Raw genomic sequence first — 24,478 nt, forward strand, 5'->3', positions numbered from 1 at the left:
GTTCAGCCCTCCACCTCGGCCACGAACTGCTGTTCGGCCACGCTGAATCGCACCCGGCTGATGGGTTCACCGGCGGCCAGCCGTTGCAGCAACTGCAGCGACACCGGTGGCAGCAGGGCCCCGTCGATGACGGATTCCAGCATGCGGGCCCCGTTCTCGCTGCGATTGGCGCGGCGCAGTATCTCTTCGGCCACCTCGTCCTCCAGCACCACCTCGGCACCAAAACGCTCCTTGAGCAGCTTGACCAGCCGGTCGAGCTTGCCTCCCACGATCTCGATCAGGCTGTCGTGACCGAGCGGCAGGTAGGGGATCACCTCCATCCGCGCCAGCAGCGCCGGCTTGAAGAAGGCAGCCAGCTCGGGGTAGAGCGCATCGAGCAGCGCCTCTGGCTGCTGCGCATGATCGACTATGGTCTGGAAGCCGAGGTTGGAGGTGAGGAAGAACACCACGTTCTTGCAGTCGATGAGACGCCCTTCCCCGTCCGCCAGCTCGCCCTTGTCGAACGCCTGGTAGAAGAGGTTCAGCACGTCCGGGTGGGCCTTCTCCACCTCGTCCAGCAGCACCACTGAGTAAGGCTTCTGACGAATGGCCTCGGTCAGCACGCCACCTTCACCGAAGCCGACATAGCCGGGAGGAGACCCGATCAGGCGGGAGACGGTGTGCTTCTCCTGATACTCGGACATGTTGATGGTGGTGAGGTACTGGCGCCCGCCGAACATCAGCTCCGCAATCTGCAACACGGTCTCGGTCTTGCCGACCCCGCTCGGCCCCACCAGCAGGAAGGCGCCAAGAGGGCGACCCGGACGGCGCAAGTCGGCGCGGGCGGTCAGCAGGTGCTTGTGCAGATGAGCCACCGCCACATCCTGCCCCTTGATGAGGGAGCCGAGGTACTCCGGCAGCCGGGTCACCACGTCCAGCTCCCCCTGGGAGATGCGATTTAGGGGCACCCCGGTCCACTCGGCGATCACCGCCGCGACCTGGGTCTTGTCGACGTGGGCCGAGACCAGCACGGCCCCCTGCTGCAGGGCGGCCAGCTCGCGCTCGAGCCCGGCCAGCGCCTCGGCGGCGGCCAGGGGATCCAGCGGCGCATCGGCAAGGTCCAGCGCCTCGCCCTGTTCTTCGGCCAGCAGGGCGGCGCGCAGCTCGACGATCTGCTGTACCAGCCCCTGCTGTTGCTGCCACTGGGATTCCTGCTCGCGCAGGGTCTCGCGGCAGCGCTGCTGGGCGGCCTGCAGCTCGGCCAGCCGCTCGACGTTGTCACCCAGGCCGATCAGGCTCTGGCGCTCCAGCTGGCGGATCTCCAGCTCACGCTGGCGCAGCTCGTTTTGCAAATGGCTGACGGCGCGCGGCGGCGTGGTCAGGTTGATGGCGACCCGGGCACAGGCGGTATCGAGCACGTCGATCGCCTTGTCCGGCAGCTGCCGGCCGGAGATGTAGCGGGCGGAGAGCTGGGCGGCGGCCTGCAGCGCCCCCTCGTCGATCAGCACCCCGTGGGCCTTCTCGTAGATGCTGCGCAGGCCACGCAGGATCACGGTCGCCTCAGAGGCCGAGGGCTCACCCACCTTCACCAGCTGGAAGCGGCGCGACAGGGCGGCATCTTTCTCCACGTATTTCTTGTACTCGCCCCAGGTGGTGGCGGCTATGGTGCGCAGCTCACCCCGGGCCAGGGCGGGTTTGATCAGGTTGGAGACATCCAGCCCGCCGGCCTGATTGCCGGCCCCGATCAGGGTGTGGGCCTCGTCGATGAACAGGATGACCGGACGCACCGCGTCTTTCACCTCCTGCATCACCCCCTTGAAGCGTTTCTCGAACTCCCCCTTGACCGAGGCGCCGGCCTGCATGGCGCCAAGGTCGAGCGTCATCAGCTCGACGCTTCGCAGCTTCTCGGGCACCTGATCCGCCACTATGCGCAGCGCCAGCCCCTCGATGAGGGCGCTCTTGCCGACCCCGGCCTCCCCCACGACGATGGGGTTGTTCTTGCGACGGCGGGAGAGGATGTCGATCATCAGATCGATCTCGTGATCCCGGCACAGCACCGGATCCAGGCTGCCCTGACGGGCCTGCTCGGTCACGTTGACGGTGAAACGGGCCAGCAGGCTGGCATCGGCCGGCAGGGCGCCCTGGCTGGCGGTGCCACCGGCGGAGACGGTCACCTGGGTCTCGGCAGACTCTTTCACCCACTCATCGAACTGCTGGCGCAGCAGCTCGCGGTTGACGTTGGCCAGCAGCCGGGTCACCGAACCTGGCAGGTAACGCTGGGGGGTCATCAGCAGCACCAGCAGCATGACGCCGCTGCGCAGCTGGGCATGTTGCAGCTCGGCGGAGGCCAGCAGCCAGCTGTCTTGCAGCCACTCCACCAACAGCGGCGAGAAGGAGGGATAACCCTGGTCATAGCCGCTGTCGGCATGGGAGGGTTGCAGCAAGGTCTTGAGCTCCTCGACCTCCACCTCGGCCCGCTTGAGGATCTGGCGCACATCGGACAAGGGAGTATCCAGCATCTTCAGCAGCAGGTGCTCGATGCGGATCTCGGCCCCCTGATGGTTGACGCAGAGGGCCGCAGCCTCCTCCAGCATGTGACGACAGATGGGGTTCAGTCTTTCCACCAGTATCGGTAGCTCTATACGAATCAAGGCGTGCTCTCCTCAGACAGTTATTTTAATAATTCGCCCAGTTGACGCAGCACGTCCTGGGTCTGGTTATTGAGTTGGTGGTGATAGAGGCCAAAGATGATGGCCAGGATCAGGGCGCCGCCCATGAACAGGCTGCGCAGGGATATCTGCTTGCGCAGTTGGTAGCGGGAGGCCTGACGGCCAAGGTCCAGGTGAAACACGCTGGGTGCCTCCCCGCTCACCTCGGGGGAGAGCTGCTTGTGCAACTGCTTGACGATGCGCTCGAATTCACCCTGGCCCTGGCTCATCACCTTGTAGCGCCCCTCGAAGCCGAGGCAGAGGCACAGATAGATGAACTCCAGGATGTCGCGATAGCGCACCGGGTCTTCCTGCAGGCGGGCCAGCAGCACGAACACCTTCTCCCCGCCCCAGGTCTCGTTGTGGAAACGGGTCAGCAATGAGTGCTCCGACCATTCGCTCTGGCTGCCCCAATCGCGGCCCATCACGGCCTCGTCGATGAAGGTGCACAGTATGTAGCGAAACGAGAGCACCACTCCGTTCTCGTAACCCTGGGCCATCAGCTCCTGCTCTATGGCCTGGATCTCGGTCACCACCCGCTGGTAGAGCTCGGGCACCCGATCGTGGCGGGAGAGCAGGCGTACCCGCTGCACCAGCCCCAGCAAGGGGGTCACCGCATCGATCATGGGGTTGATGCTCTGGCCGCGCAGGCGGAACCAATAGTCCGAATCCATGTCCAGCTGCTCGGCATGATCGAACAGCAGATCGCTGAGTTGCTCGTTCTTGATAATGTCCGTGGTCATCTCTGCTTGTTTCCTTGGTGCGATCACTGGCTACGGATGGCCCAGAGCTGCATATCCAGCTCGGGGAAATCGCCGGCAATGTGGAAGGCGAGCGTGTTGCCCACCGCCAGCATCTGCCAGGCCGGGCTCTGCCTGTCGAGCTGGAAGTAGCTGTAACCGGCGTGATAGGGCAGCTGGCGCGGCGCCACCGGCAGCGGCAGCAGCGGAATGCCAGGCAGTTGCAGGCTGATGAGCTCGCGGATCTTGTCGCTGGAGGCCACCTTGGTCTGCTGCAGCAACTGCTTGCGCAACTGCTCCTGGGGCATGCGGGCTCGCACCGCCAGCACGAAGTCGGCGCTTTGCATCAGCTCGCTCTCCCCCACCACGGCCACCATGACGCCGTACTGGTGCTTGCGCAGCTGGATGGAGACGGCGCGCGGCGACAACACAGTGCTGAGGGCCTGGCGCAGGGCCAGTATCACCGGCTCGAAACTCACCTGCTGATCGTCGTGACGATAGGCGACAAACTCCGGCGGCAGGCGGGACTCATCGGTGAAGGTCATCAGCTCGCCGCACAGCTGCACCAGCGCCTCGTGCAACCGCTCCGGGTGCAGGGTGCCGAGACGCGAGAGGTGGGACAGCTGGGGCTGGGCCCGGTTGAGCAGTTGCAGCATCATGAACTCGGCCACATCGGCGACCCCCTGCTGACCGGGGGCGGCGATGCGTTGGGAGAGGCTGCGCGCCCGCTCGGCCACCAGACCCGCCGACTCGCCGAGGAAGCGCTTGAGGGTCGGGATGGCCGACACGCTGATGCTGCAGGGCATGAAGTTGGGGTCCAGCACCAGGCCGCCGTCCGGACGCTTGTCCAGGATGCGGGCGATGGCCAGCGACGCGTAGGCGCTGCGATCCTCACGCTCCAGCATCAACCTCAAGCTGACCCGTCCCACCTCGAGGGAGACCACGTCCCCCCCTTCGCTGTGCAGATCCCGCACATCGTGGCGATGGGCCTGCAGCCGGGTGGCGACCTGGCCACCCTGGTTGACCTCGTTGACCCCGCTCACCGAGAGCGGCAGCGCCAGATAGACCTTCTGGTTCGCCACCGAGGCGTCGGTGATCTCGAGGGGAGTCGGCAGCACATCGTCGTTCGGAATATTGAAGACGGTGCCATCGGGCAGGATGCCGGTGGCCCCCACCAGGGCGATGCGGCCGAACCCCAGGTAATCCTCGTTGATGACGAGCGTCTGCAGCCCGTAGAAATAGTCGCTGAGCGCACTCAGGCGAGCGTGCAGCGCGTACTCCGAATGTCTTTGTTGTTGCTGGAAGTGCTGGGGCTTGATAAACAGCCCCTCACGCCAGATAACCCGATTTCGACTCGACATGGTTATTCTTCTTCTTGTTGCAGCTCTACTTCATCCAGACGCAGATGAACCAGAATTTGATAGGCTCGGCCCAGGCTCTTGACCTTGATGACCTTGCGCCACTCGGCGCTGTCGGGATCGGCATAGCGGGCGATCACCCCGATGTAGCGGGTCTTCTCGTCGAGCTTGATGGGGGGCAGGTACTTGAACTGGCCCGGCAGCAGGGTGTAGTCCTGATGATCCAGGTAGTTCTTGCCAAGGGCCTTCTCCACGTCCTCGGTCACCTGGTCGTAATCGGTGGCGAGCAGCTTGGAGTCTTCGGCCAGCAGCAGCACCTGGAACTCGATCGGTGCCGCCTCCCCGCTGCCGTTGGGATTGACGTCCGGCTCGGCCAGCAGGCTCAGCCCCAGAGTCGAGGGTTGATCGTCATTACTGCCCACCTGGATATCCGGATCCATGGCCACATCGGCCATCTTGCCCATGGTGGTACAAGCTGCCAGGGCCAACAGACAGGCCCCCAGCATCAGCGCACGTATCATCAAATCAGTCCCTGTTGCTGACGCACGGCCTGGTCGTATGCCTGGGCATAGACCTGATGGAACAGCTTGTCGAACCCTTGCTGGCGGGCAGAGGTGAGCTCGCGGTAGTAGTGCTGGTACATGTTCCAGGCCCAGCCCTCGTCGGCCATGCCCGGGGTACCGGTGCGGCGGTAGTGCTCGAAGCGGCCGAGCAGCGCATCCGGCGAGAAGGCCTGCAGTATGCTGTCGAGCGCCGCGCCTATGGCCTGCTGATTCGCGACGTGATGGATACGCACGTTGCGCAGGCTCTCGGCCACCGCCGCCGGGGCGGTCAGGTGCACCGGGCTCTTCTGCTCGGCAAACATCACCGCCAGGGTCTCGTCATAGTCGAGCCCGAGCCGCAGCGGGTTGTCCTCGATGGGACGCAGGTGCCGGTCCGCCAGCGCAGCCTGATCGCTTTGCAGTTTCAGTAAGCCTTCCACCATGGCGCGTACCGTCTTGCCCATCTCTTCGAGCATGTCGTGGGCCTGCTGGGTATCTTGCAACTGCAACGGCTGACCCAGCCCGCGCATCAAGGGCGTCAGTGCGACGTGATCGACCCCCTCCAGCGGATGGGCGTAATCGGGATGGTTCTCGATGGTGGGCATATCCAGAAATTCTTGGTTCATGGTGTCCTCGACGGCAGAAAAGGGGGACAGGGACGGATGTTCCATATCCGGTTGCGGGTGGAAGTCGCTCTGGCGACGGGGATCGACCAGCGGGGTCAGGGGGTTGCGCTCATGCTGCAGCGCCAGCAAGGGATCGACGGCCAGGGCGCGCGGATCGTCCTGGCTCGGCCGATGCGCCTCCCCGCTCAGCCACTCGTCCAGCTGCTCGGAGGGACGGTTGCCCAGCACCTGCTGCAGGCTCTGCTCGGCCGAGATGGCCCCCAGGTAGGCGCGCAGCCGGAACGGACCGACGATCAGCTCGTCCCCCTGCTCCAGATGCACCTTGCGGGCCCGCCCTATGGGCGAGGTCGCACCGTTGATATAGGTCTGACCGCTCAGATCGCACAGACAGAAGCGACCGTCATGGAGCTCGACTCGGGCGTGGGCCGGCATAACCGCCCCCAATCGGTCGCGCAGCTGCCAGTCATCCTGTTCGGAGGCCCCGAGGGAGCCGCCCATCTCATCGAAGCGGTATTGCACCTGCTGGTTGCCATCGAGCTGCTCGCTGTTGAGCACCACCAGGGAAAGTTGCTGGTTAAAGTCGTCCACATTCACTCCTGCACACAAATGGTCACGAACGGCTCACTCGGCGGCTGACCGAGAAAGGTACTCCAGCCCAGGCGCGCACTCTGCACCTCCCCCAACCTCAGCCCTTTGGCCTGCTCCTGGCCGAAGCCAAGCCGCAGATCCCAGGCCAATTGGTCGCGCAGGATGAAGGAGACAAAGGTCACCAGGGCGTGGAAATGCTCTCCGTTCGGGAGAAACCCGAGAAACTGCCCAAAACTCAGGTTGTTGATCTTCAATAAAAATTTGCCCGCACAATCGTTCACCTTGTCGCCGATGACGAAGTCATCCCCCAAAGTGGCGCAGGCGCTGCCCAGCCGGTTCTGCTGATCCTGATGGATGGACACCCGGCGCCACTGCCAGGCGCTGACCGTCACATCCGCCAGATCGAAACAGTGCGCCACCAGGCCGGCCACCACCTCGGGGGAGCGGCTGGGGCTGGCCAGCATGCCGGCGTAGGAGAGCATCTTGGCGCGGTTGACCGGCAGACTGCGGCAGACCGCCTCGTTACCCAGCCCCACCAGGGCGAACATCAGGCGGGAGAATCCATCCTCACCGTTGTCCTGAAAGCGCACGTGGTAGCGGTACTTGCGCCAGATCCGGTGCAGCAGGGTCAGCAGACGGTGGTGGAAGAAGTCCAGAAACAGGCCAAGCTTCTGCTCGCCCTGGGCGTACTCCCAGGCCAGCGAGTCCAGGTAGTAGCCGGGCATGGGAGACTGACTGCCGTGCAGGCCGAGGAAGGCCACCTCCAGCTCATGACGCCCCTTGCCATCCTTGCCTATCTGCAGCACGTCGCTGGTGGGGAAGCCGAGGGAGGCGGTCGCCTTGAAGCGGATCCCTTCATCGCCCGGCAGATGATCGAGCCCCCGCTCCTGATCGGTGCCGTCCAGCCGGTTGAGCAACTCGACCAGCTGGAAGAAATTGAAGCGGGGGGCGTCCCTGGCGGACGTCACATCAGGGAGTGCTGACCGATCTGGACTGGCCACTGGTAACGCTCCTTGTTGTCGAGATTGACCACCTCAAGCAGGTGGAAGGCATTGACGCTGGCATACAGCGAGAAGAAGTGAGCCAGCACTGTGCTGAACAGGTAGAGCTCCCCCTCGCTGCCAAAGGCGGACTGGCGGATGGAGAGCACAGACTTGAGTCCGCGCACCGGCATGCCGCGCACCAGCCGGTCGACCGGGGTGGTCTCGATCTCCTCGATCCCCGCCAGCCGCTTGCGCGAGGCCTGCTCGGCCTGCTTGTCGTGCAGCGCCGGGAAGTCATAGGTGCGCAGCACCTGCACCAGGGCATCGCGACGCAGCAGGGAGACATAGTTGAGGGACAGGTTGGAGATGAGGGTCCAGTGCAGGCTGCCATCCAGTGCCGGGCGCAATGGCCGGGTCGGCCGGATCAGATTGCGGAAGGTAGCAAACGAGGGCGAACTGCCGGTCGGCACGCAGATGTTGCCGACCTTGAGGGCGGCGGCGCGGGAACGGTTGGTGCAGGTCAGGGTGACCGAGATGGATTCATCGAGATCGACGGTGGTGGTCTCGTCCCCCCGCACGAAGGAGAGCTGATGCTCGAAGCCGTCGCCACTGACCGCCTCCCTGACCCGCACCCGGTAGTAGAGCGCCAGGCGGTGCTTGGCCCGCTCGATCTGGTGCTGGAAACTCTCGAACGGCTGATAGATGCGTGGCGTGCCGCGGGAGCGGCCCAGGTTGCCCTCCACCCAGCCTTCGACCTCGTCGACCGAGAAGATCTCGAAGCTGTCCGCGTGGCGGTAACTCGCCTTGAGGGGGTACTCGGCCTGGCGGCCGTTGAGGTTGACCGGCTCACTGTCGTGCTGGAACAGGTTGATGGCCGGCACGCAGTTGAGCATGAAGGAATCGGGCCGGATCTTGAGCTCCGCCGGCAGGGGTCGGTCGAAACAGAAGTGGATCTTGAATTCGCTGACTGGCAGGGGTTGCTTTGGCCAGTCACCGCCGGAGAGCTCGAAGAACAGGAAGCTCTCCGGGAAGCAGAAATACTCCTGCAGGATCCGGTAGCCGGAATAGACGTTGTTCGGATAGGGCAGCAGGGCATCGTCGCGCTCGAAGCCGATGGGCTTGAGTGCCTTGGCCTCCTGGCGAAAGCGCTTGCCGTCGATCTCCAGCTCGATATGAGAGAGCTGGTTGGAGAGCCAGAAATAGAGCTCATAGGCGGTATAGCTGTCGCCACCGAGGAAGAAACGCAGCTTGTCCAGCTGCAGCTCGCTTAGCGGCAAGGGGGCATGCAGGGCGATATCCAGCGAGATGGTGGAGAGATCGTTGCCACTCTGGGAGGCGATATGGCGGATATCGGCCGGGTAGATCCAGGCATCGTGGCTGGTCTGGAAGTGACAGGTCACCTCGTCGATGGGCAGGCTGTCGAGTTGACAACCCTGCTTGACCAGCGCCGGCTGGGTGATGGCACCCGGAATGACCGAGAACTGCATGATGGTCATGCTGGGCACGGGGCGCAAATAGTTGGGCCAGAGCATATTGAGCAGACCGTGGGTCAGCTCGGGGAACTCATCCTCGATCTTAGCGCGCAGATTGCCGGTGAGAAACGCGAAGCCTTCCAGCAGGCGCTCCACGTCCGGATCGGTATTTTGCTCCGACAGGAAACGGGTGAGTTCGGGATAGGCATCGGCAAATTCGCGCCCTTGCAGGCGCAAAAATGCCAGTTCATCCCTGAAGTAATGTTCCAGCGACATTGATCAGACCATGCGGTAGTGACGGTGGCTGTCCATATGGACGTTGAACGAGGTAACCTGTTCGATGTGATCCAGTCTCACGTGTGCCGTCACCTGAAACGACATCTCGAGCGGGCTCGATTGATAGTCGGGTGAACGGACATCCACGTGAATGATCCGCGGCTCATAGCGACGGATGCATTGCCGGATCGCCTCACGGATCCGCCCCTTGATGTCGGCACTGCCCTGAGTGGCGTCATTGAGATCGATGACACCCAGCTCGGGGGCACTGCGACAATTGCCGGGACGGGTGTTGAGGATCTGATCGAGCTGTCGTTTGACCGAATCGATCAGCTCCTCAACGTCCGATTGGGGGGAAGAGGCCAGCCCCTCCCCCCGGATCCTGTCAAACAGACTGGCCGCATTTCCTCTATCCCAGGAAGAGAGATACGGCATCGGGCATTATTCCTTGTCCAGACGACCCACCAGAGACAGCTCGAAGCTGGCGCCCATGTACTTGAAGTGCGGGCGCACGGCCATGGCGACCTGATACCAGCCCGGCTCGCCTTCCACGTCCAGCACCTTGATCTGGGCGGCACGCAGCGGGCGGCGGCTACGCACGTCTGCCGGCGGGTTTTCCTGATCGGCCACGTACTGCTTGATCCAGCCGTTCAGCTCACGCTCCAGATCCTGACGCTCCTTCCAGGAGCCGATCTGCTCGCGCTGCAACACCTTGATGTAGTGGGCCAGGCGATTGATGATGAACATGTAGGGCAGCTGGGTACCCAGCTTGTAGTTGGTTTCCGCTTCCTTGCCTTCCTTGGTGTTCGGGAACACCTTGGGCTTTTGCACCGAGTTGGCGGAGAAGAAGGCCGCATTGTCGCTGTCTTTGCGCATGGTCAGGGTGATGAAGCCCTCTTCCGACAGCTCATATTCACGACGATCGGTGATCAGCACCTCGGTCGGGATCTTCGCCTGCAGCTGGCCCATGGCCTCATAGACATGCACCGGCAGATCCTGGATGGCGCCACCGCTCTGGGGACCTATGATGTTCGGGCACCAACGGTACTTGGCGAAGCTGTCGGTCAGGGAAGTCCCCATCAGGTAGGCGGTGTTGCCCCAGAGGTAGTGATCGTGATCCGAGCTGATGTCTTCCTGATAGTTGAAGCCCTTGATGGGGTTCTCGGTCGGATCGTAAGGCAGACGGGCCAGGAAGCGCGGTGCGGTCAGCCCCAGATAACGGGCATCTTCCGATTCACGCAACACGCGCCATTTGGTATAGGCCGGGCCTTCGAAGACCGACTTGAGATCCTTGATGGACGGCAGATCGGTGAAGCTGTCCACGCCAAAGAAGGCCGGGGCGACAGAGGAAATGAAGGGGGAGTGCGCCATGGCACCGACCGCACTGACGTATTGCATCAGCTTGATGTCGGGGGAGCTGTGGGTGAAGGCGTAGTCGCCGATCACGGCACCGATGGGCTGGCCACCAAACTGGCCGTAGCCGCTCGAATAGACATGCTTGTAGAGGCCGGACTGGGTGATCTCGGGGGAGAACTCGAAATCTTCCAGCAGCTCTTCCTTGGTCGCATGCAGCACCTGGATCTTGATGTTTTCACGAAAATCGGTGCGATCCACCAGCAGCTTGAGCGAACGCCAGGAAGATTCCAGCTCCTGCACCTCTTTGGCGTGCAGGATGACGTCCATCTGCTTGCTCAGCTTCTTGTCGAGCTCGACAATCATGCTGTCCACCAGCGCCTTGTTGACCGGATCTGAGGTGGTACCGCTGTCCAGAATGTTGGCGATCAGGGCGGCGACGCCCTGTTTGGCGACACTGTAACCCTCATCGACCGGGGTGATGCGCGCCTGCGCCATGATTTCGTCCAGCAAGGACGAGGGGGCCGCGCTCGCCCCCGCTTTAACCTGTTCTTCGACCAGAGACATATTTTTTCCTTATCAATCAGTCAATTAATCTGCAGATCACTCGGCAGGCTTAATCAGATCCAGCTCCTTGAGCAGTTGCTCGCGAGCCTCGTCACTGGACAGCAGATCCTGCAAACGATTGCGGAAGGACGGGATATTTCCCAGGGGTCCTTTCAGGGCAACCAGGGCCTCACGCAGTTCCAGCAGCTTGCGCAGCTCGGGAACCTGCTGGGCAACGCTGTCGGGAGTGAAGTCTTCCAGAGACTGGATCTTGATCGACACGGGCAGCTCGTCCTGGCTGTTTTCTTCCAGACGATTGGGAACGGAAAACTTCAGCTCCAGTGCAGATTCTTTCATGACAGAAGAAAAATTATTCTTGTCGATGGACACGGTCTGACGCTCCTCAATGGGGGTCTCCTCCGTACGTCCCTTCATGTTGCCAACTACCATCATGGTCAACGGCAGCTCTATTTCCGCCTGCTGACCACCGGTTGCCGGTACATATTTGATATTAATACGCTCTTTGGGCGCAACAGTGGCGCCATCAATTCCTTTTCCCATGCTCTAAATACCAAGTTAAGGATCCATGAAGACCCTAAAGCTTATAGCCAATGTCTTTGCCAGCAACTGTAAGAAATGACAGTTGACGGGATCAATATAGATCCAGGCTAAAAAACATCAGCCGACGATGCATTTTTGACATACACAAAGCCGAAGCGTTGATAATCAAAAACGCAATATGCATCTTGTTACTTATACAACCAGATCATGCCTCTACTCTTTGTTAGAGGTCATTTTGGCTCAGGAGCCATTTGCGGCAGATGGTATATTTATAAATATCACCACGTCAATACTGAAATCATTAAAAATAGAGGTTACAATCAAAAATAAAAACTAAAAACTATTTAAATCAATAGGTTACTATCATTCCCAAGACTAAAAAACATCTGCAGATAGCATTATTAATAAAGATTTTGAATGTTCATTACCAGATGAAATGAGATGGCATTTCGGTCATTGAATTAAGATTTGGTATTAATACATGACACTCATTTTCCACAAATGAAAATCATTTCCTGCTTCATAAAAAAACCTCCATAACAGAGCTGTCATGAAGGCTTCATGAATTGTTCAAAAAAGAAACTCATCATCCAAATAGAGTCAGTATATTGACTTATTAAACAGGATTATTTGCCGTCACTGATTGAGTGCCATGGTCCTATATTCTGCCTTGCGACTGCTCCGGCTGATGCGCGCTCGTCAGTGTCGTAAACCAGTGCTGGGCCAGTTTTTGACCGGCACCTTTTTCCTGTTCCGTCATGCCTTTCTCCAGCTCACGGCTGGCGGCGGTCGCATCGGAATTTCCATCCGTGGCGGCAAGCAAGTACCATGCATAGGCATGCAACCTGTTACGAGGGGCTCCCCAACCCTGCTCACGCATGGTGCCCATGCGATACTGCGCCTGTCGGTGATTGGCATTCGCCGCCAATCGATACTGCTTCAATGCCTCGCCATAATCCGCCTCACCGCCGAGCCCCAGCCGCAATATCTCACCATAGGCATATTGGGCCTCGCAGTTCCCTTGTGCCGCCGCCAGCGAGACAGTCTGACGAGCCGCTTTCAGCTCTCCTCTGCCCTGCTGCAACTTGGCCAACTCGAGCTGTGCCTGGCTCACTCCCCCGGCCGCGGCCAGTGTCAGCCAATGCTCTCGTGCAACCGCGTCCGTCTGCTGCAGGCTCAACTGATATTCGGCCTCATGGGAACCATGACTCGCTGCCAATTCCAGCCAGTAACGACCCAGCGCCAGATCTTGCGACACCCATTCTCCTGCTAAATAGGTCTGACCCAGCCACAATTGGGCTGGTGGCGAGCCCGCATTGGCGGCACGCTGATAAAGGGGAAACGCCTCTGTCGTATTTGCTTGGCGAGCCAGAGTCAACAAGGCATCCGGCTGCTGCTGGGCCGCGGCCTTTTCGTACCAACGCTGGGCAAGATCGGAGCGCTTGCTCACCCCCTTGCCCTGCTCATAACGCAGGCCGAGCCGATATTGGGCGTCACGATTGCCCTGCTCGGCGGCCTTTTCCAGCCACTGAACCGCATCGGCATCGGCGCCGGGCTGTTTGGTATACCACTCTCCCAGCACCAGCTGTGCCGTCGCATGATCCCGCTTGGCTGCCCGCTCGAACCAGTCAAGGCACTCGCTTACCAGTTTTCCTTTATGCTGTTGCTGGCAATCAGCCCCCAGCTGATAACTGGCCTCTGGATTGCCCAGCTTGGCCGAGCGTTTCCACCACTCATGGGCCAACTTGGGATTCTTCGGCTCACCCAGGCCGGCCTGATACCAGCTCCCCACCTGCAGCGCCGCCTTTCCCCGTATGTCGGCATCCGCCTCCAGGGGCCCTGATTGCTCGGCGGCCTGTTTCATCCAGCGCATCGCCTCGGGATAATCTGGCTTGGTCGCCAGGCGATTGGCCAGCTCATACTGCGCCTTGCCCTGACCCTGCTGGGCGGCTTGAGAGAGTTCGGATTCGGTCTGTGACGTCGTTGTGGTACAAGCGGCGAGCCAATAGCTCGCCAGCACCAACCATAATGTGCGGTATGTCATCGTTTGTGTCTGCGAATAATTAGGATGGTAGGGGTGGTTGCGTATATAACACTTTCTTACAACTTGATTGATTTTCTATTTCTCATCAACTGTCTTTAAATAAATCGTATTCCAGAAGATTCATACTGATTCAGAATATTATTGTTCGTTCACATGGTCCAACTTGACCAGTTCCAAACCCAGCTTACCCCCCTCATTTAACAGCTTATCAAGAATATTTGATGGGCAAATGAAACCTGTATATTGATCAGAGCTGATATCCAAAAGCACGACACCATATCCTCGCGCTTGCAACCATAGGTCATAAAGTACCAGCATACTCCAAACCGATGCGTCCTCATCCGGCTCGGAGCACATGAAATGCTCCTTCAAACCATGAATATCCGCCAATGCGTTTCCTTGTAACTCAACTTCCTCAACGTCTCGCCAGTCGATATTGAGACATACCCAACGCTCATCGGAATTCAGCTCAACAAGTGTTGACACGATACGACCCTGTAGCGCATCGGCGTTCGTATTCATCAGAGAGTTCACTCTGCCGACTCTGATGTCTTCAGGCAGAGGGGATAGTAAAGTCGATAGAAACCATTTTTTTCTTCGTCTTTCGACATAAACCATGGGAATTAACAGGGGAGACAAGATGATGACAGAGAGGATCAGGAATAGTTCTTTTATCGCCTTCACTCTTCTTCCTCGATTTTTTTCATACAGAGCCAAGGTTGCCAGGCAATTCGTGCCTAACATGAATGAGCCTGCGCAATAACATCAAACGTCACTCGGGCATCGAGATATATCGACCATGCAGGCTGTGCATGATCGATAAAATGCAGACTACTCCTGTACCCAGAACAACATGTCATCCTTGTTGATATGGGTTTGGGAAGGCAACTTCTGTCCTTTTCGCAGTTGCCACTGTTCATCGGTCAGGTTGCACCGCCAGTTGCCATCCTGCTCCACCACAGAGCCCGGCATGGCAATGGGATGTTGAACCACTCGCAGTGCCTGCCATTTTTCTGCAATACCATTCGCTCTGGCATGATCGACCAGATCCTTGGGGTAATAGCGCATATCCCGATAACCGCTGTCGTCCAACTCATAGAGCAGGGTGACAAGCGCCGCTTCAAAAGCCCAATAGCCAAAGTAGATGGCATGCTTTGCCTTGTGCCTGTCGTACCAATAACACTCTTTACATCCCTTGTACCACCCCTTGAGATATTGCTTGATGCTCGCCTGACGCTCAACCCTGGTGGGATTCACACCATCACCCTTGATGGCATCAAACAGCGGGCGATAAACCTCGGGGATATAGGATTCGGGACCGCGGGGGAGACCGGGATAGCCCAAGCGAGCCAACAACATGCTCCACAGCGGATCATCGTCTCCTTCCGGATTTTTACTGATATAACGCACCAGTTCGGGCAGCATCTCATCCTGCCCATAGAGGATGCTCAATGAGAACATCCAGAGCAGATATTGATAGGCATCTTGCTCCCAGTAATAAAACTGTTCATCTGGAAACTCTTTTTTATGGCGCAACAGTTCTTTTTTTACTATCGAGAGGCATACTTTTATATCTTCGTGGGATGCACCACCAGAATAAAGGAGTATCGCATGTTCCAAATTGTCCATGAACATACTCTCACTGGCCATGGAACGCGTAGGACGTCTATGTGGATCACTCCAGCGCTCGTGTAAAGGATCGTTTATTTTAGCCCACCAACTTGGGTCAAAATATGATGACTCTTTATAATCCTCTATCTGTTCTAAAAAAAATGGCTCAGATAGTAGTGGATCTCGACGCTGTTCAATAAACGAACTCATTCACTGCTCCTACTTGATCGAAATCGTACCTACGGCATTGGCTGACTTATCCAGCTTGGTTATCTGTATCACTTTACCAGACTCATCGACAATCATTAACCAAGCCTCATAACCTTCATTTTTAAGGTCTTTTAATATTTTCTTGTCCGTTATCTCATCGGGCAATCGCTTATCGATCCACTGGCCGCTCATCTGCTTGCCAGACCCCTTGGTCATCGACAACAACTGGGTACTCTTGGTGCCATCCCCGTCGATATACTCGCCCCCTGCCGTCCGAAACTTGGTCTCGGTCACCACGTAGGGAGGCGGAGGATTGGTGTTCTTGTAGATACCATCGATGCCCCGCCCTCTGGGCTTGTCGTTCAGGCTACGTACCCGGCGATGTTCTGGCAACAGATTCTCGAACTTGTGATTTGCCATCCAGTTGTCGCTGATGATCTCGCCATAAATCCCTTTCTTGGAGCGGCTCAGGATCTTGAGATCCACTTTGACGACATCATCCGGCAGCGGGTGGATAACGGTGCCACCGGGCACGGCCTTGTAACCTGGGGCATGCTTGACCGCCTCTTTCTCCAATCCCGCGGCGATCTCATCGAGGGATTTGAGCACGGGTCCCATGGCAGCAGGCAACATCTGACCTGCCTGTGACTGCATCTGCAGCACCAGGCGCTGGGATTGTTCCAGCCAGATCCTGACCGATGCTGGTGCCAATCCTTTTACCTTGCCGATCAAACTGGTCAGCGATCTGACGGCATCGTCCAGATAGCCCAGCAGCACGCTGACGGCGATCTGCCCTCTCAACCCCCTGATCTGACCGGCAAATCCTTTCAGCACCTTGTCGAGGCGCGAGATACCCAGCACTTTCTTGACCTTGGGGTCACTGAGAAACGTCAACACGGGGGCCATGGCGGGTCTGATCGCCTTGGTGGCATCACCGCCCGCCTTACGGACAAACAGGAAGATGATTTTCAACACCCCCTTGAGCGCAGAACCCAGCGACGGGATCAGACCTATCAGGGTAAAGCTGAGGAAAACCCATTTCTCCGGCTGCTTGGGATCACGGGAAATATCCCGGGCATTGGCAATAAGGTCGCGACAATCCAACACCTGATCGACCACGGGAATAAGACCCAACACCGCATTGGCGGCAATTTGTCCCGCACTTTGGTTGGGATTGAAATCCCCCTGGAGGGCCTCCCAAATCCACTGCAGGCTGGAAGCAACCCCCTTCTTTACCGCCTCTGCACTTTGTTTGACATAGGCAGCGCCGCCGGACACAGCCTTATCCAGGTGGTCATAGAGCTGCTCAAACAGATCGTTACCGAACATATCAGCCCTCGTCACTCAGACTGTCGAGATGGCCGGTGAGGGTCGAGATGGGCTCACGGGGCAAATCGACAAAGTTGTCCTGCACGTCATAGCTTACAGAAGCTGTGCCAGCAGGCACCTCCTCAAGCAGCGCCATACCTTCACCGTCCAGAGTGCCCTCCCTCACAGAGCCATCGCTCAACACCGCTTTATAGGGGGTCCCTGCCAAGGGCATCAGTTCGGAGTCGAGGTGATAGAACTTCATCCAGTGTTTATTTGGGGCATCCAACATGTCCTCTAAACTCTTGGGGATCTGGCCCGCCCAGCCGGAGCCGGAGCCCGGACTGCCGCCCGAGTTCATCTTGATGGTGGGGCCGACCAGAGTGACGCCACCGCCATCGACCTTGATGAAACAGCCACCGACCTTGACGGTAATTTCAGAGCCCGCCTCCAGCACCACCTTGGCACCGGCCTTGACGTGCACCTCCTGCCCCGCCTGGGTAAGCCAGCTCTGACCGAGTTTTTGATGCATGGACGCATCCACGGTCAGCGAGTAGTCAGCCTTGATATGATCCCGCTTCTCCCCTTCAACGGTCAGATGGTCGTTGCCTAGACTGGGCGGTGCCCCCTCCTCACCCGGCACCTTTCTGACGCGAGTGACCCGCTCATTGTCGATGTCGGTGTGCTGGTCGTGCTTGATGTGCCAGGCCGCATCGTTCTCAATCAACACGTTCAGGTCTTTCTGGCCGTGAAGGTAAATCTCTTCCTGTCCCGCCTGGTCTTCGAAGCGCAGCTCGTTGAACCCCTCCCCCTGATGGGTCTCGGTACGCAGCACGGTGCGGGTCTTGTGCGCCGGCAACTCGTAGGGTGGCCGGTTGGTGGCGTGGAAGGTCCGGCCTGTGACTATGGGCTGGTCCGGGTCCCCTTCCAAAAAGCTCACTATGACCTCATGACCGATGCGTGGGATGGCCAGCATGCCGTACTGGCCACCGGCCCAGCCTTGGCTCACCCGCACCCAGCAGGAGCTCTGGTCGTTGGAGCTGCCATATCTGTCCCAGGGGAACTGCAGCTTCACCCGGCCATGCTCGTCGCAGTAAATCTCCTCCCCCTCCGGCCCCACCACGGTGGCAATTTGCGGGCCGTCCACCATCGGCTTGTGGGGCACCTGTGGGCTGCCGATGCGGGCACGCCAGCTGGTGCTCGCCTTCACCACCGCAAATTCGTTGTGGTAGACGGTGGGGCCGCTGCCGCCCTCTTCCTCCAGCGCCTGCGGCTGCAATCCGGTGTGGCTGATACGCACCACTTGCCAGTCGGTGTTCAAGCTACCGTTCGGGTGCTCGGTCAGGGCAAAGGTCTGGCCCGGCAGCAGGACCGCGCAGTTGGACTTAGCCAAGCCGGTCACCGCATCGTTGCGCAGCGCATCCAGCCGGTGCTGGGCAAAGGCCTTGCCGCTCGGGTCCAGCTTGTAGCGGCCCGGGTAGTCGAAGTGCTGGTAGGTATCGCGCTGGTGCTCAAGCTCGGCCCCCAGCTTCTTGTGAGACAGGCCATAGGCCGGGGTCTTGAAGCTGTAGTCTTTCAGCTCCACGTCGCTCGGGCGCACCGCCTCCCGGTAGTGGAACTGGCGCACGTAGGGGCCCTGCTCCAGCGAGCGGTTGCCGAGGTTGAAGAACAGCTCGGGGCCGGCGGTCAGGGCCGCCGCGTCATCGGCAAAGACGATGCGGTGCTTGCCCTGCTCGAACTCGTGGAAGTAGAACAACCCCTCCTCGGCGGCGAGGCGGTTTAGGAATTCAAGGTCCGTCTCCCGGTACTGCACGCAGTACTCCCGCTGGGCATGCTCGTTTTTTAGCGCGAAGGCGTAGTCGGTGATGCCGTGCTCTTGCAGCAGGATGGAGAGGATTTCGTCGGGCTTCTGCGCCTGAAACATGCGGGAGTTCTGGCGCAAGGAGAGCCGCCACAGCGCCGGCTGCACCATGAGCTGATAGCGGGTACGGCGAAAGCCGCTGTCCCCCTGCGCCAGGTTGCTCACCACCCCGCACACCCGCCGTTGCAGCTCGCCGTTGTACCACACCAGCAGCTCGCAGGGCTGGTCCAGCACGGCGCCAAAGTCGATGTCCGGCTGGGGGCTGGCCAGCTCCAGTCGCAGCTGGAAGGGCCCGTTCAACGCCTCTTCCAGCATGAACTCGGCCACCACAAAGGTGGTCTCGGGCAGCGCCCCCACCTTGACGGTAAATTGTAATCCTGTGCTGTCTGCCATCGGCACGCCTCTGCTATCGGCCCGGCCCCGCAATCCTGCCGGGTAACCTGAGGTGGATGAGAGATCCGCCATGGCCGTCACTTTTTCACCGCCATGGCTACCGCACGCCCGGAGGCGTGCGATGGGATCCGTCGTCATGTTCTTTCTTGTGCTCGCTCACCGGGCAAACGAACAGAAGAAAGACGCAGCATCGGCATGGCGTCGACGATAAACAGCAAAGGGATTGGTGCGTTGCTATCGAGGCGAAGGAGCTCTTGGTACGCTGCCTTGTGCTCCACACACAGAAAAAGGAGCACCCAAATGGATGCTCCTTTATTGCATCAAGCCTCGATCGGGGCACGCCAGTCATCGGCACCCGAGGTACCGGCAACGGTGTGTTCCCAGTCGATCTTGCGGTAGGCCAGGGAGACCTGGATCAGCTGGGTGAAGTCAGACTTCGCCGGATCCTGGCAGTGGGGCATCTGGCAGTCGATGTCGACGATGGTGGCATCGGTCAGCACGGTAGAGAAGAAGTGCTCCTGCTTGCCTTCGACCGAGGTGCGATACCACTTCAGGGTCACTTTCGGCAGCATCTCGCCGGAGGCCAGGGAGTTGTACATCAGCGGCACGGCCTTGTTCAGCGCGACGGTGAATTTGAACGGCTTGTGGACACGCTGACCAGCCGGCTGACCGGATTGCGGGTCGGTCGGCACGGTAACGACGTGCTGGAACTCTTGCACCAGCATCTCGTCTTCATGGCCTTGCACGAAGATGTTGCCGACGGAGTCGGAGGTGAAGGCACCGGCGGTGATGTTGCCCTGGGTTTTACCTTCGATGCTGATATAACATGGAGTTGGCATGAATATGCTCCTGATTGGTTGAACGGTAATGACACTCGACCGAACCATTAGCAGCGACCATGCCAATCAGTTTTTTACCTTTAAAACAAATAGTTACACAAAATCCTACCTTCCTCCCTTGCCTTTATGCCGCAATACCTTGCTTTCCTGGCATATACCGCCAGCATTTGTTGCAACTGCAGTATCTAAATCCAGTATTAGAGCAACATGTTGCCTTGAACAGAACTTATCACCAACGACAACCCATAGACCGAGCTCCTTCTGCGCGGCTGTCACGCCGATAGCAGGTCGCCCTCCAGACATGGCTCAGGCTCGCCATCGGCACGAGCGACTGTGACCGTAACCAGAAGCAGGATCCCGGCTGGCTATAAATTGTTGATGGCTGTGCGCTCCATCTGACCACCGCAAACGCTATACCTATAACCATGGACTCTTGAGCAGGTGTGTGGCGATGCCGACAGTAGCGGCAGAGATTACCCTCTCCCCATCCCTGCCCATCCAGGTTCTCTCACCCGGACTCTGGCGGTGCCTCGTTCAAAGGTCGCCATTGTTCCACCCTAAAACAGCACTTCCTACCCACCGGAGCCTCATCACCAGCGACACCGGCGATGAGGCGAACAAGTCCCTGATCGATTGCACATCAAGGTGGTTTCATCATGTCGCACCACAGGCCCGTCACCCCGCCCGATCCCCATGGCCAACCCCTGTCCGATCCTTACGACTTTTCCCTGATCCTGGGCGGTCCCCTCTATCAGCTGTGGAACCGGGCTCATCTCGGCGACATCAATGCCCATATCAGGCGACGGATCCTGATCCTGAGCGGGCTCTGCTGGCTGCCCCTGCTGTTGCTGTGCGGCTGGGAAGGCACGCTGTTGCAAGGGGTCGCTGTGCCCTTTCTGCTGGATATAGAGACCCATGTCCGCTTCCTGATCTGCGTCTCGCTGCTGGTCTACGCCGAATTGATTGTCCATCAGCGGATCCGGCTGATCGTCCGCCAGTTCATCGAGCGGGGGCTGATCTCGCCCCTCTCCTTGCCGCGTTTTCACGACGCCATTCAGGGCGCCATGCGCTGGCGCAATTCGATCCCCGTGGAGGTCGGGCTCATCCTGTTTGTCTTCTCGATGGGGTACTTCATCCGGATTCACACCTTCGTCCTGCAATCCTCGACCTGGTACGCCACCATACATGAGGGGAACGTGGCCCTGACCCTGCCCGGCTTCTGGTTCTTCTGGGTGAGCAACCCCCTCATCCAGTTTCTGATCCTGCGCTGGTTCTATCGGATCCTCATCTGGACCCGATTCCTCTGGCAGGTCTCCAGGATCCGGCTCGACCTCATCCCGACTCACCCCGATCGCAACTGCGGTCTCGGTTTTCTGGGGGCCTCGGCCTATGCCTATGCACCACTGTTGACCGCATTTGGCGCCCAACTGGCCGGCTTCATCGCCAACCGGATCTTCTATGACGCCGCCGTGCTGACCGCCTACAAACCAGAAATCATTCTGCTGGCCGGCTTCGGCTTGCTGCTCGTGCTGGCACCGCTGAGCGTCTTCGCTCCCCGTATCATGGCGGCCAAGCGCCAGGGGTTGCGTGAATACGGCGCCCTCGCGGCGGAATACAGCCGCAGTTTCGAGCGGCGCTGGCTGCGCACGGCCGACAGAGACGGTGAATCCCTGCTCGGCGCCGCCGACATCCAGTCCCTCGCCGATCTGGCCAATGCCTATGCCGTCATCAAGGAGGTCAGGCCCATGCCCTTTAGCCGGGACATGTTCCTGCAGCTGATCCTCGCCGCCGTGGTGCCCTTCCTGCCCCTGCTGCTCACCCTGTTCCCCTTCGACGTGCTGCTCGACCGGCTCGTCGGGGTGATCTTCTGATGCGGGGCCCTAGCGGGAATACGGCGCGTATAAGCCGCTGCCAGGCTCGAAGAGTCGGCAGGCAGATAATGAAGTTGGGGGTGATCAGAGCAGGCGAGCAGCGCCCTCTGCGAGACGGCTCGATGAAGTGAAGCGTCATCCGATTGGGCTAAAAAACAAAAACCCCGCTTTCACAGGCGGGGTTTTGCTATTTGGCAGGAAGATGCTTTGCCAGGCGGCCTGAGGCAGATCGTCACAGACAAGCTGCTGCACTCGAGCCAGCAAGGGTCTTTATCCGCCCACTGTTGAGCACAGTGAAACGGAAGCCCTAAAAGCAAAAAAACCGACCATAAGGTCGGGTTTTGCTATTTGGCGGCGGGTCAGGATTGACTCGCACCATTCCTGGCGCTCGCCCTGCGGGCAGCTTGCGGCTGTCCAAGCGGGCTATCCTGCCCGCTTGTCAAACCAGGGGCCGAGCCGCCCGTCACCGGATAAAGTAAAAGGGCCTGTCTTTCGACAGGCCCTTTTACTTTATTTGGCGGTGAGGGAGGGATTCGAACCCTCGATACGTTGCCGTATACACACTTTCCAGGCGTGCTCCTTCAGCCACTCGGACACCTCACCAAATTTTCGACTGCGGTTTAACGTGTCCAATCACCACGATGTTCTCGTCGCTGTTGCGCTGGAACGGGGCGTAAGATAAGGGATAGGCGCAGACCGGTCAATCTCATTTTTTACTTTTTGCAATCAATTGCTCAATTACCGAACCAACTGACCAAAAAGATGCCATTACCTATCCCTTTCAGTCAATTTTCAGCCACTTCGTGCAAGTGTTCTCCTCTGATGGCCTCCTCCAGCGAGCCGTAGAACTCCAGTTCACCCGGGACGGGACGCACCCTGGCCCGGGCCAGGGTCTTGAGGGGCTGGAACTGCAACTCGGCCACCTTCAGCGGCACACCTGCCTTGGCCATCCGCCTTGCAAACTGCTGGAAGGCAGACAAGCCCCCCGCATCGAGGATGGAGACGGCCTCCATCTGCAGGATCAGCGCCTTGTGATCCTTGACCTGGGCCAGCAACTCGTCGAAGACCCGCTCCGCCGCCGCAAAGAACAGGGGGCCGTTGATCTTGTAGATCAGGGTCTGTGCCGGTACCTCGCTGGCATAACGCTTGTGCTCGGCCAGATTGTGCAGTTTGGTCATCTTGGCGATCTCGCGCATAAACAGCAGGGACGCCAGGATCACCCCGAAGGTGATGGCGATGACCATGTCGAAGATGACGGTGAGAGACAGACAGACCAGCAGCACCAGCACGTCCGAGCGCGGCGCCCGGCGGATCAGATCCACCACCTTGTGTGCCTCACTCATGTTCCAGGCTACCAGCAGCAGCAGCGCCGCCATGGCGGAGAGCGGCAACCAGGAGAGCCAGGGGGCCAGCACCAGGATGGCGGCCAGCACCACCAGCGCATGCACTATACCGGAGATGGGCGAGGTGGCCCCGGCCCGCACGTTGGCGGCGGAGCGCGCAATGGCGGCCGTCGCCGTGATGCCACCGAAGAAGGGCGCCAGGATGTTGCCCAACCCCTGCCCCACCAGCTCACCGTTGGAGCTGTGCTTGCGCCCCGTCATGCCATCCAGCACCACGGCGCAGAGCAGTGATTCGATGGCACCCAGCATGGCCATGGAGAAGGCGGCAGGCAGCAGCCGCTGAATGGCTGCCAGATCCCAGACCACGGGTGCACCGTCCGGCCCGGGCAGGGACCAGGGCATCATCAGGGTCGGCGCTATGGGCGGGATCCCCATGCCCTGGGTGCCATCGGCCAGGGTGTAGCTGAACTTGCTGCCGATGGTGGCCACGTCCACACCCACACTGTGCAGGCCCACTCCGAGTCCGACCCCCACCAGCACGGCCGGCAGATGGCCCGGCACCGGCAGCCGCAGTCTGGGCCAGAGCAGCAACACGGCCAGGGTAGCCACCCCCACCAGGGTATCCCCCCACTGCCAGCTTGGCAGGGCCAGCGCCAGCGCCTCGACCTTGCCAACATAGGTTTCCGGCATCTCGGCCACGGTGAGGCCGAAGAAGTCCTTGATCTGCAAGGTGGCTATCACGATGGCGATACCGCCGGTGAAGCCCAGGGTGACTGAGGGCGGGATGTATTCGATCAGGCGGCCGAGCCGCGCCATCCCCATGGCCACCAGGAAGAAGCCCGAGATGAGGGTCGCCATCAGTAGGCCGCTCACCCCGAATTGCTGGGCCACCGGATAGAGGATCACCACGAAGGCGGCGGTCGGCCCCGAGATGGAGAAGCGCGATCCCCCCGTCACGGCAATCACTATGCCGGCGACGATGGCGGTGTAGAGGCCATGCTGGGGTGGGACGCCGCTGGCGATGGCCAGCGCCATGGCCAGCGGAATGGCGATGATGCCGACCGTGATGCCGGCGATGAGGTCGCGGCCGAAACGCGCCACGCTATAGGGTTCGTCGAGACAGGATTGGCGCAATGCGATAGCCAGCTTCACGCCTTGTAAGGAAGCTTGATTGTGCATGTATAGGGTAATACCAGAAGGAGGAGACAAAGGCCGGAGTGAACCGGCACCCGATCATCATCAAGGGCCGGCAGAGCTGTCGACACG

The 24,478-nt window shown here is 59.6% G+C and carries 18 protein-coding genes and 1 tRNA gene; 1 reads left to right on the plus strand and 18 read right to left on the minus strand.

The window, feature by feature from the left end; all coding sequences use genetic code 11:
- Positions 1–2: 2 nt before the first annotated feature.
- From tssH to hcp1, 16 genes are all read right to left on the minus strand, one after another.
- Complete coding sequence (gene tssH, locus KW825_RS01280) at positions 3–2,630, minus strand: type VI secretion system ATPase TssH (RefSeq protein WP_218327958.1); 2,628 nt, start codon at positions 2,628–2,630, stop codon at positions 3–5.
- Positions 2,631–2,650: 20 nt separating this feature from the next.
- Complete coding sequence (icmH, locus tag KW825_RS01285; RefSeq protein WP_218327959.1) at positions 2,651–3,430, minus strand: type IVB secretion system protein IcmH/DotU; 780 nt, start codon at positions 3,428–3,430, stop codon at positions 2,651–2,653.
- Between the two features lie 23 nt (positions 3,431–3,453).
- Complete coding sequence (gene tssK / locus KW825_RS01290; protein WP_218327960.1) at positions 3,454–4,788, minus strand: type VI secretion system baseplate subunit TssK; 1,335 nt, start codon at positions 4,786–4,788, stop codon at positions 3,454–3,456.
- 2 nt (positions 4,789–4,790) lie between these two features.
- Positions 4,791–5,306 (minus strand): type VI secretion system lipoprotein TssJ, encoded by a 516-nt coding sequence (gene tssJ, locus KW825_RS01295; protein ID WP_163156594.1) that lies wholly within the window; start codon positions 5,304–5,306, stop codon positions 4,791–4,793.
- Positions 5,306–6,541, minus strand: coding sequence for a type VI secretion system-associated FHA domain protein TagH (gene tagH / locus KW825_RS01300; protein ID WP_042653490.1), 1,236 nt, complete (start codon positions 6,539–6,541; stop codon positions 5,306–5,308). The genes tssJ and tagH overlap by 1 nt, the downstream gene beginning before the upstream one ends.
- A gap of 2 nt (positions 6,542–6,543) precedes the next feature.
- Positions 6,544–7,542 (minus strand): type VI secretion system baseplate subunit TssG, encoded by a 999-nt coding sequence (gene tssG, locus KW825_RS01305; protein ID WP_218327961.1) that lies wholly within the window; start codon positions 7,540–7,542, stop codon positions 6,544–6,546.
- Entirely contained in the window at positions 7,506–9,272 is a 1,767-nt protein-coding gene (tssF, locus tag KW825_RS01310) for a type VI secretion system baseplate subunit TssF (RefSeq protein ID WP_042653489.1), read from the minus strand. Before tssF ends, tssG begins: the two co-directional genes overlap by 37 nt.
- A gap of 3 nt (positions 9,273–9,275) precedes the next feature.
- On the minus strand, positions 9,276–9,707 hold the full coding sequence (tssE, locus tag KW825_RS01315) for a type VI secretion system baseplate subunit TssE (RefSeq protein ID WP_042653488.1): 432 nt from the start codon (positions 9,705–9,707) through the stop codon (positions 9,276–9,278).
- 6 nt (positions 9,708–9,713) lie between these two features.
- Complete coding sequence (tssC, locus tag KW825_RS01320) at positions 9,714–11,192, minus strand: type VI secretion system contractile sheath large subunit (protein WP_218327962.1); 1,479 nt, start codon at positions 11,190–11,192, stop codon at positions 9,714–9,716.
- A 36-nt stretch (positions 11,193–11,228) separates the two neighbouring features.
- Positions 11,229–11,732, minus strand: a complete 504-nt coding sequence (tssB, locus tag KW825_RS01325; RefSeq protein ID WP_025326628.1) for a type VI secretion system contractile sheath small subunit — start codon at positions 11,730–11,732, stop codon at positions 11,229–11,231.
- A 658-nt stretch (positions 11,733–12,390) separates the two neighbouring features.
- Positions 12,391–13,776 carry a tetratricopeptide repeat protein gene (locus KW825_RS01330; protein WP_218327963.1) on the minus strand — a complete coding sequence of 462 codons (1,386 nt, stop codon included), beginning with the start codon at positions 13,774–13,776 and terminating at the stop codon, positions 12,391–12,393.
- 138 nt (positions 13,777–13,914) lie between these two features.
- Positions 13,915–14,520 (minus strand): hypothetical protein, encoded by a 606-nt coding sequence (locus tag KW825_RS01335; protein ID WP_256353718.1) that lies wholly within the window; start codon positions 14,518–14,520, stop codon positions 13,915–13,917.
- 87 nt (positions 14,521–14,607) lie between these two features.
- Positions 14,608–15,597: a type VI secretion system immunity protein gene (locus KW825_RS01340; RefSeq protein WP_218327964.1), complete on the minus strand. Its 990-nt coding sequence runs from the start codon at positions 15,595–15,597 to the stop codon at positions 14,608–14,610.
- Positions 15,598–15,606: 9 nt separating this feature from the next.
- Positions 15,607–16,926, minus strand: a complete 1,320-nt coding sequence (locus KW825_RS01345; protein WP_218327965.1) for a type VI secretion system polymorphic nuclease effector — start codon at positions 16,924–16,926, stop codon at positions 15,607–15,609.
- A gap of 1 nt (position 16,927) precedes the next feature.
- Positions 16,928–19,159, minus strand: coding sequence for a type VI secretion system tip protein TssI/VgrG (gene tssI, locus KW825_RS01350; RefSeq protein ID WP_218327966.1), 2,232 nt, complete (start codon positions 19,157–19,159; stop codon positions 16,928–16,930).
- A 320-nt stretch (positions 19,160–19,479) separates the two neighbouring features.
- Entirely contained in the window at positions 19,480–19,998 is a 519-nt protein-coding gene (gene hcp1 / locus KW825_RS01355; protein WP_010634822.1) for a type VI secretion system effector Hcp1, read from the minus strand.
- Positions 19,999–20,654: 656 nt separating this feature from the next.
- Here hcp1 and KW825_RS01360 point away from each other — a divergent pair.
- Positions 20,655–21,869, plus strand: a complete 1,215-nt coding sequence (locus tag KW825_RS01360; RefSeq protein ID WP_042653481.1) for a hypothetical protein — start codon at positions 20,655–20,657, stop codon at positions 21,867–21,869.
- A 515-nt stretch (positions 21,870–22,384) separates the two neighbouring features.
- Here KW825_RS01360 and KW825_RS01365 read toward each other — a convergent pair.
- Positions 22,385–22,472, minus strand: a tRNA-Ser gene (locus KW825_RS01365).
- A 182-nt stretch (positions 22,473–22,654) separates the two neighbouring features.
- A complete protein-coding gene (gene dauA / locus KW825_RS01370) occupies positions 22,655–24,391 on the minus strand; it encodes a C4-dicarboxylic acid transporter DauA (RefSeq protein ID WP_218327967.1) in 1,737 nt (578 codons plus the stop codon).
- Positions 24,392–24,478 lie beyond the last annotated feature (87 nt).

Origin of the sequence: Aeromonas sp. sif2433, from assembly GCF_019218705.1 — a bacterium.
Classification (GTDB): domain Bacteria; phylum Pseudomonadota; class Gammaproteobacteria; order Enterobacterales; family Aeromonadaceae; genus Aeromonas; species Aeromonas encheleia.

What these genes read in the sequence shown, in the direction of transcription:
- icmH (WP_218327959.1), bottom strand. Translation starts at nt 3,430, where the DNA reads ATGACCACGGACATTATCAAGAACGAGCAACTCAGCGATCTGCTGTTC.
- tssK (WP_218327960.1), bottom strand. Translation starts at nt 4,788, where the DNA reads ATGTCGAGTCGAAATCGGGTTATCTGGCGTGAGGGGCTGTTTATCAAG.
- tssJ (WP_163156594.1), bottom strand. Translation starts at nt 5,306, where the DNA reads ATGATACGTGCGCTGATGCTGGGGGCCTGTCTGTTGGCCCTGGCAGCT.
- tssF (WP_042653489.1), bottom strand. Translation starts at nt 9,272, where the DNA reads ATGTCGCTGGAACATTACTTCAGGGATGAACTGGCATTTTTGCGCCTG.
- tssE (WP_042653488.1), bottom strand. Translation starts at nt 9,707, where the DNA reads ATGCCGTATCTCTCTTCCTGGGATAGAGGAAATGCGGCCAGTCTGTTT.
- tssC (WP_218327962.1), bottom strand. Translation starts at nt 11,192, where the DNA reads ATGTCTCTGGTCGAAGAACAGGTTAAAGCGGGGGCGAGCGCGGCCCCC.
- tssB (WP_025326628.1), bottom strand. Translation starts at nt 11,732, where the DNA reads ATGGGAAAAGGAATTGATGGCGCCACTGTTGCGCCCAAAGAGCGTATT.
- KW825_RS01330 (WP_218327963.1), bottom strand. Translation starts at nt 13,776, where the DNA reads ATGACATACCGCACATTATGGTTGGTGCTGGCGAGCTATTGGCTCGCC.
- KW825_RS01335 (WP_256353718.1), bottom strand. Translation starts at nt 14,520, where the DNA reads ATGTTAGGCACGAATTGCCTGGCAACCTTGGCTCTGTATGAAAAAAAT.
- KW825_RS01340 (WP_218327964.1), bottom strand. Translation starts at nt 15,597, where the DNA reads ATGAGTTCGTTTATTGAACAGCGTCGAGATCCACTACTATCTGAGCCA.
- KW825_RS01345 (WP_218327965.1), bottom strand. Translation starts at nt 16,926, where the DNA reads ATGTTCGGTAACGATCTGTTTGAGCAGCTCTATGACCACCTGGATAAG.
- tssI (WP_218327966.1), bottom strand. Translation starts at nt 19,159, where the DNA reads ATGGCAGACAGCACAGGATTACAATTTACCGTCAAGGTGGGGGCGCTG.
- hcp1 (WP_010634822.1), bottom strand. Translation starts at nt 19,998, where the DNA reads ATGCCAACTCCATGTTATATCAGCATCGAAGGTAAAACCCAGGGCAAC.
- KW825_RS01360 (WP_042653481.1), top strand. Translation starts at nt 20,655, where the DNA reads ATGTCGCACCACAGGCCCGTCACCCCGCCCGATCCCCATGGCCAACCC.
- dauA (WP_218327967.1), bottom strand. Translation starts at nt 24,391, where the DNA reads ATGCACAATCAAGCTTCCTTACAAGGCGTGAAGCTGGCTATCGCATTG.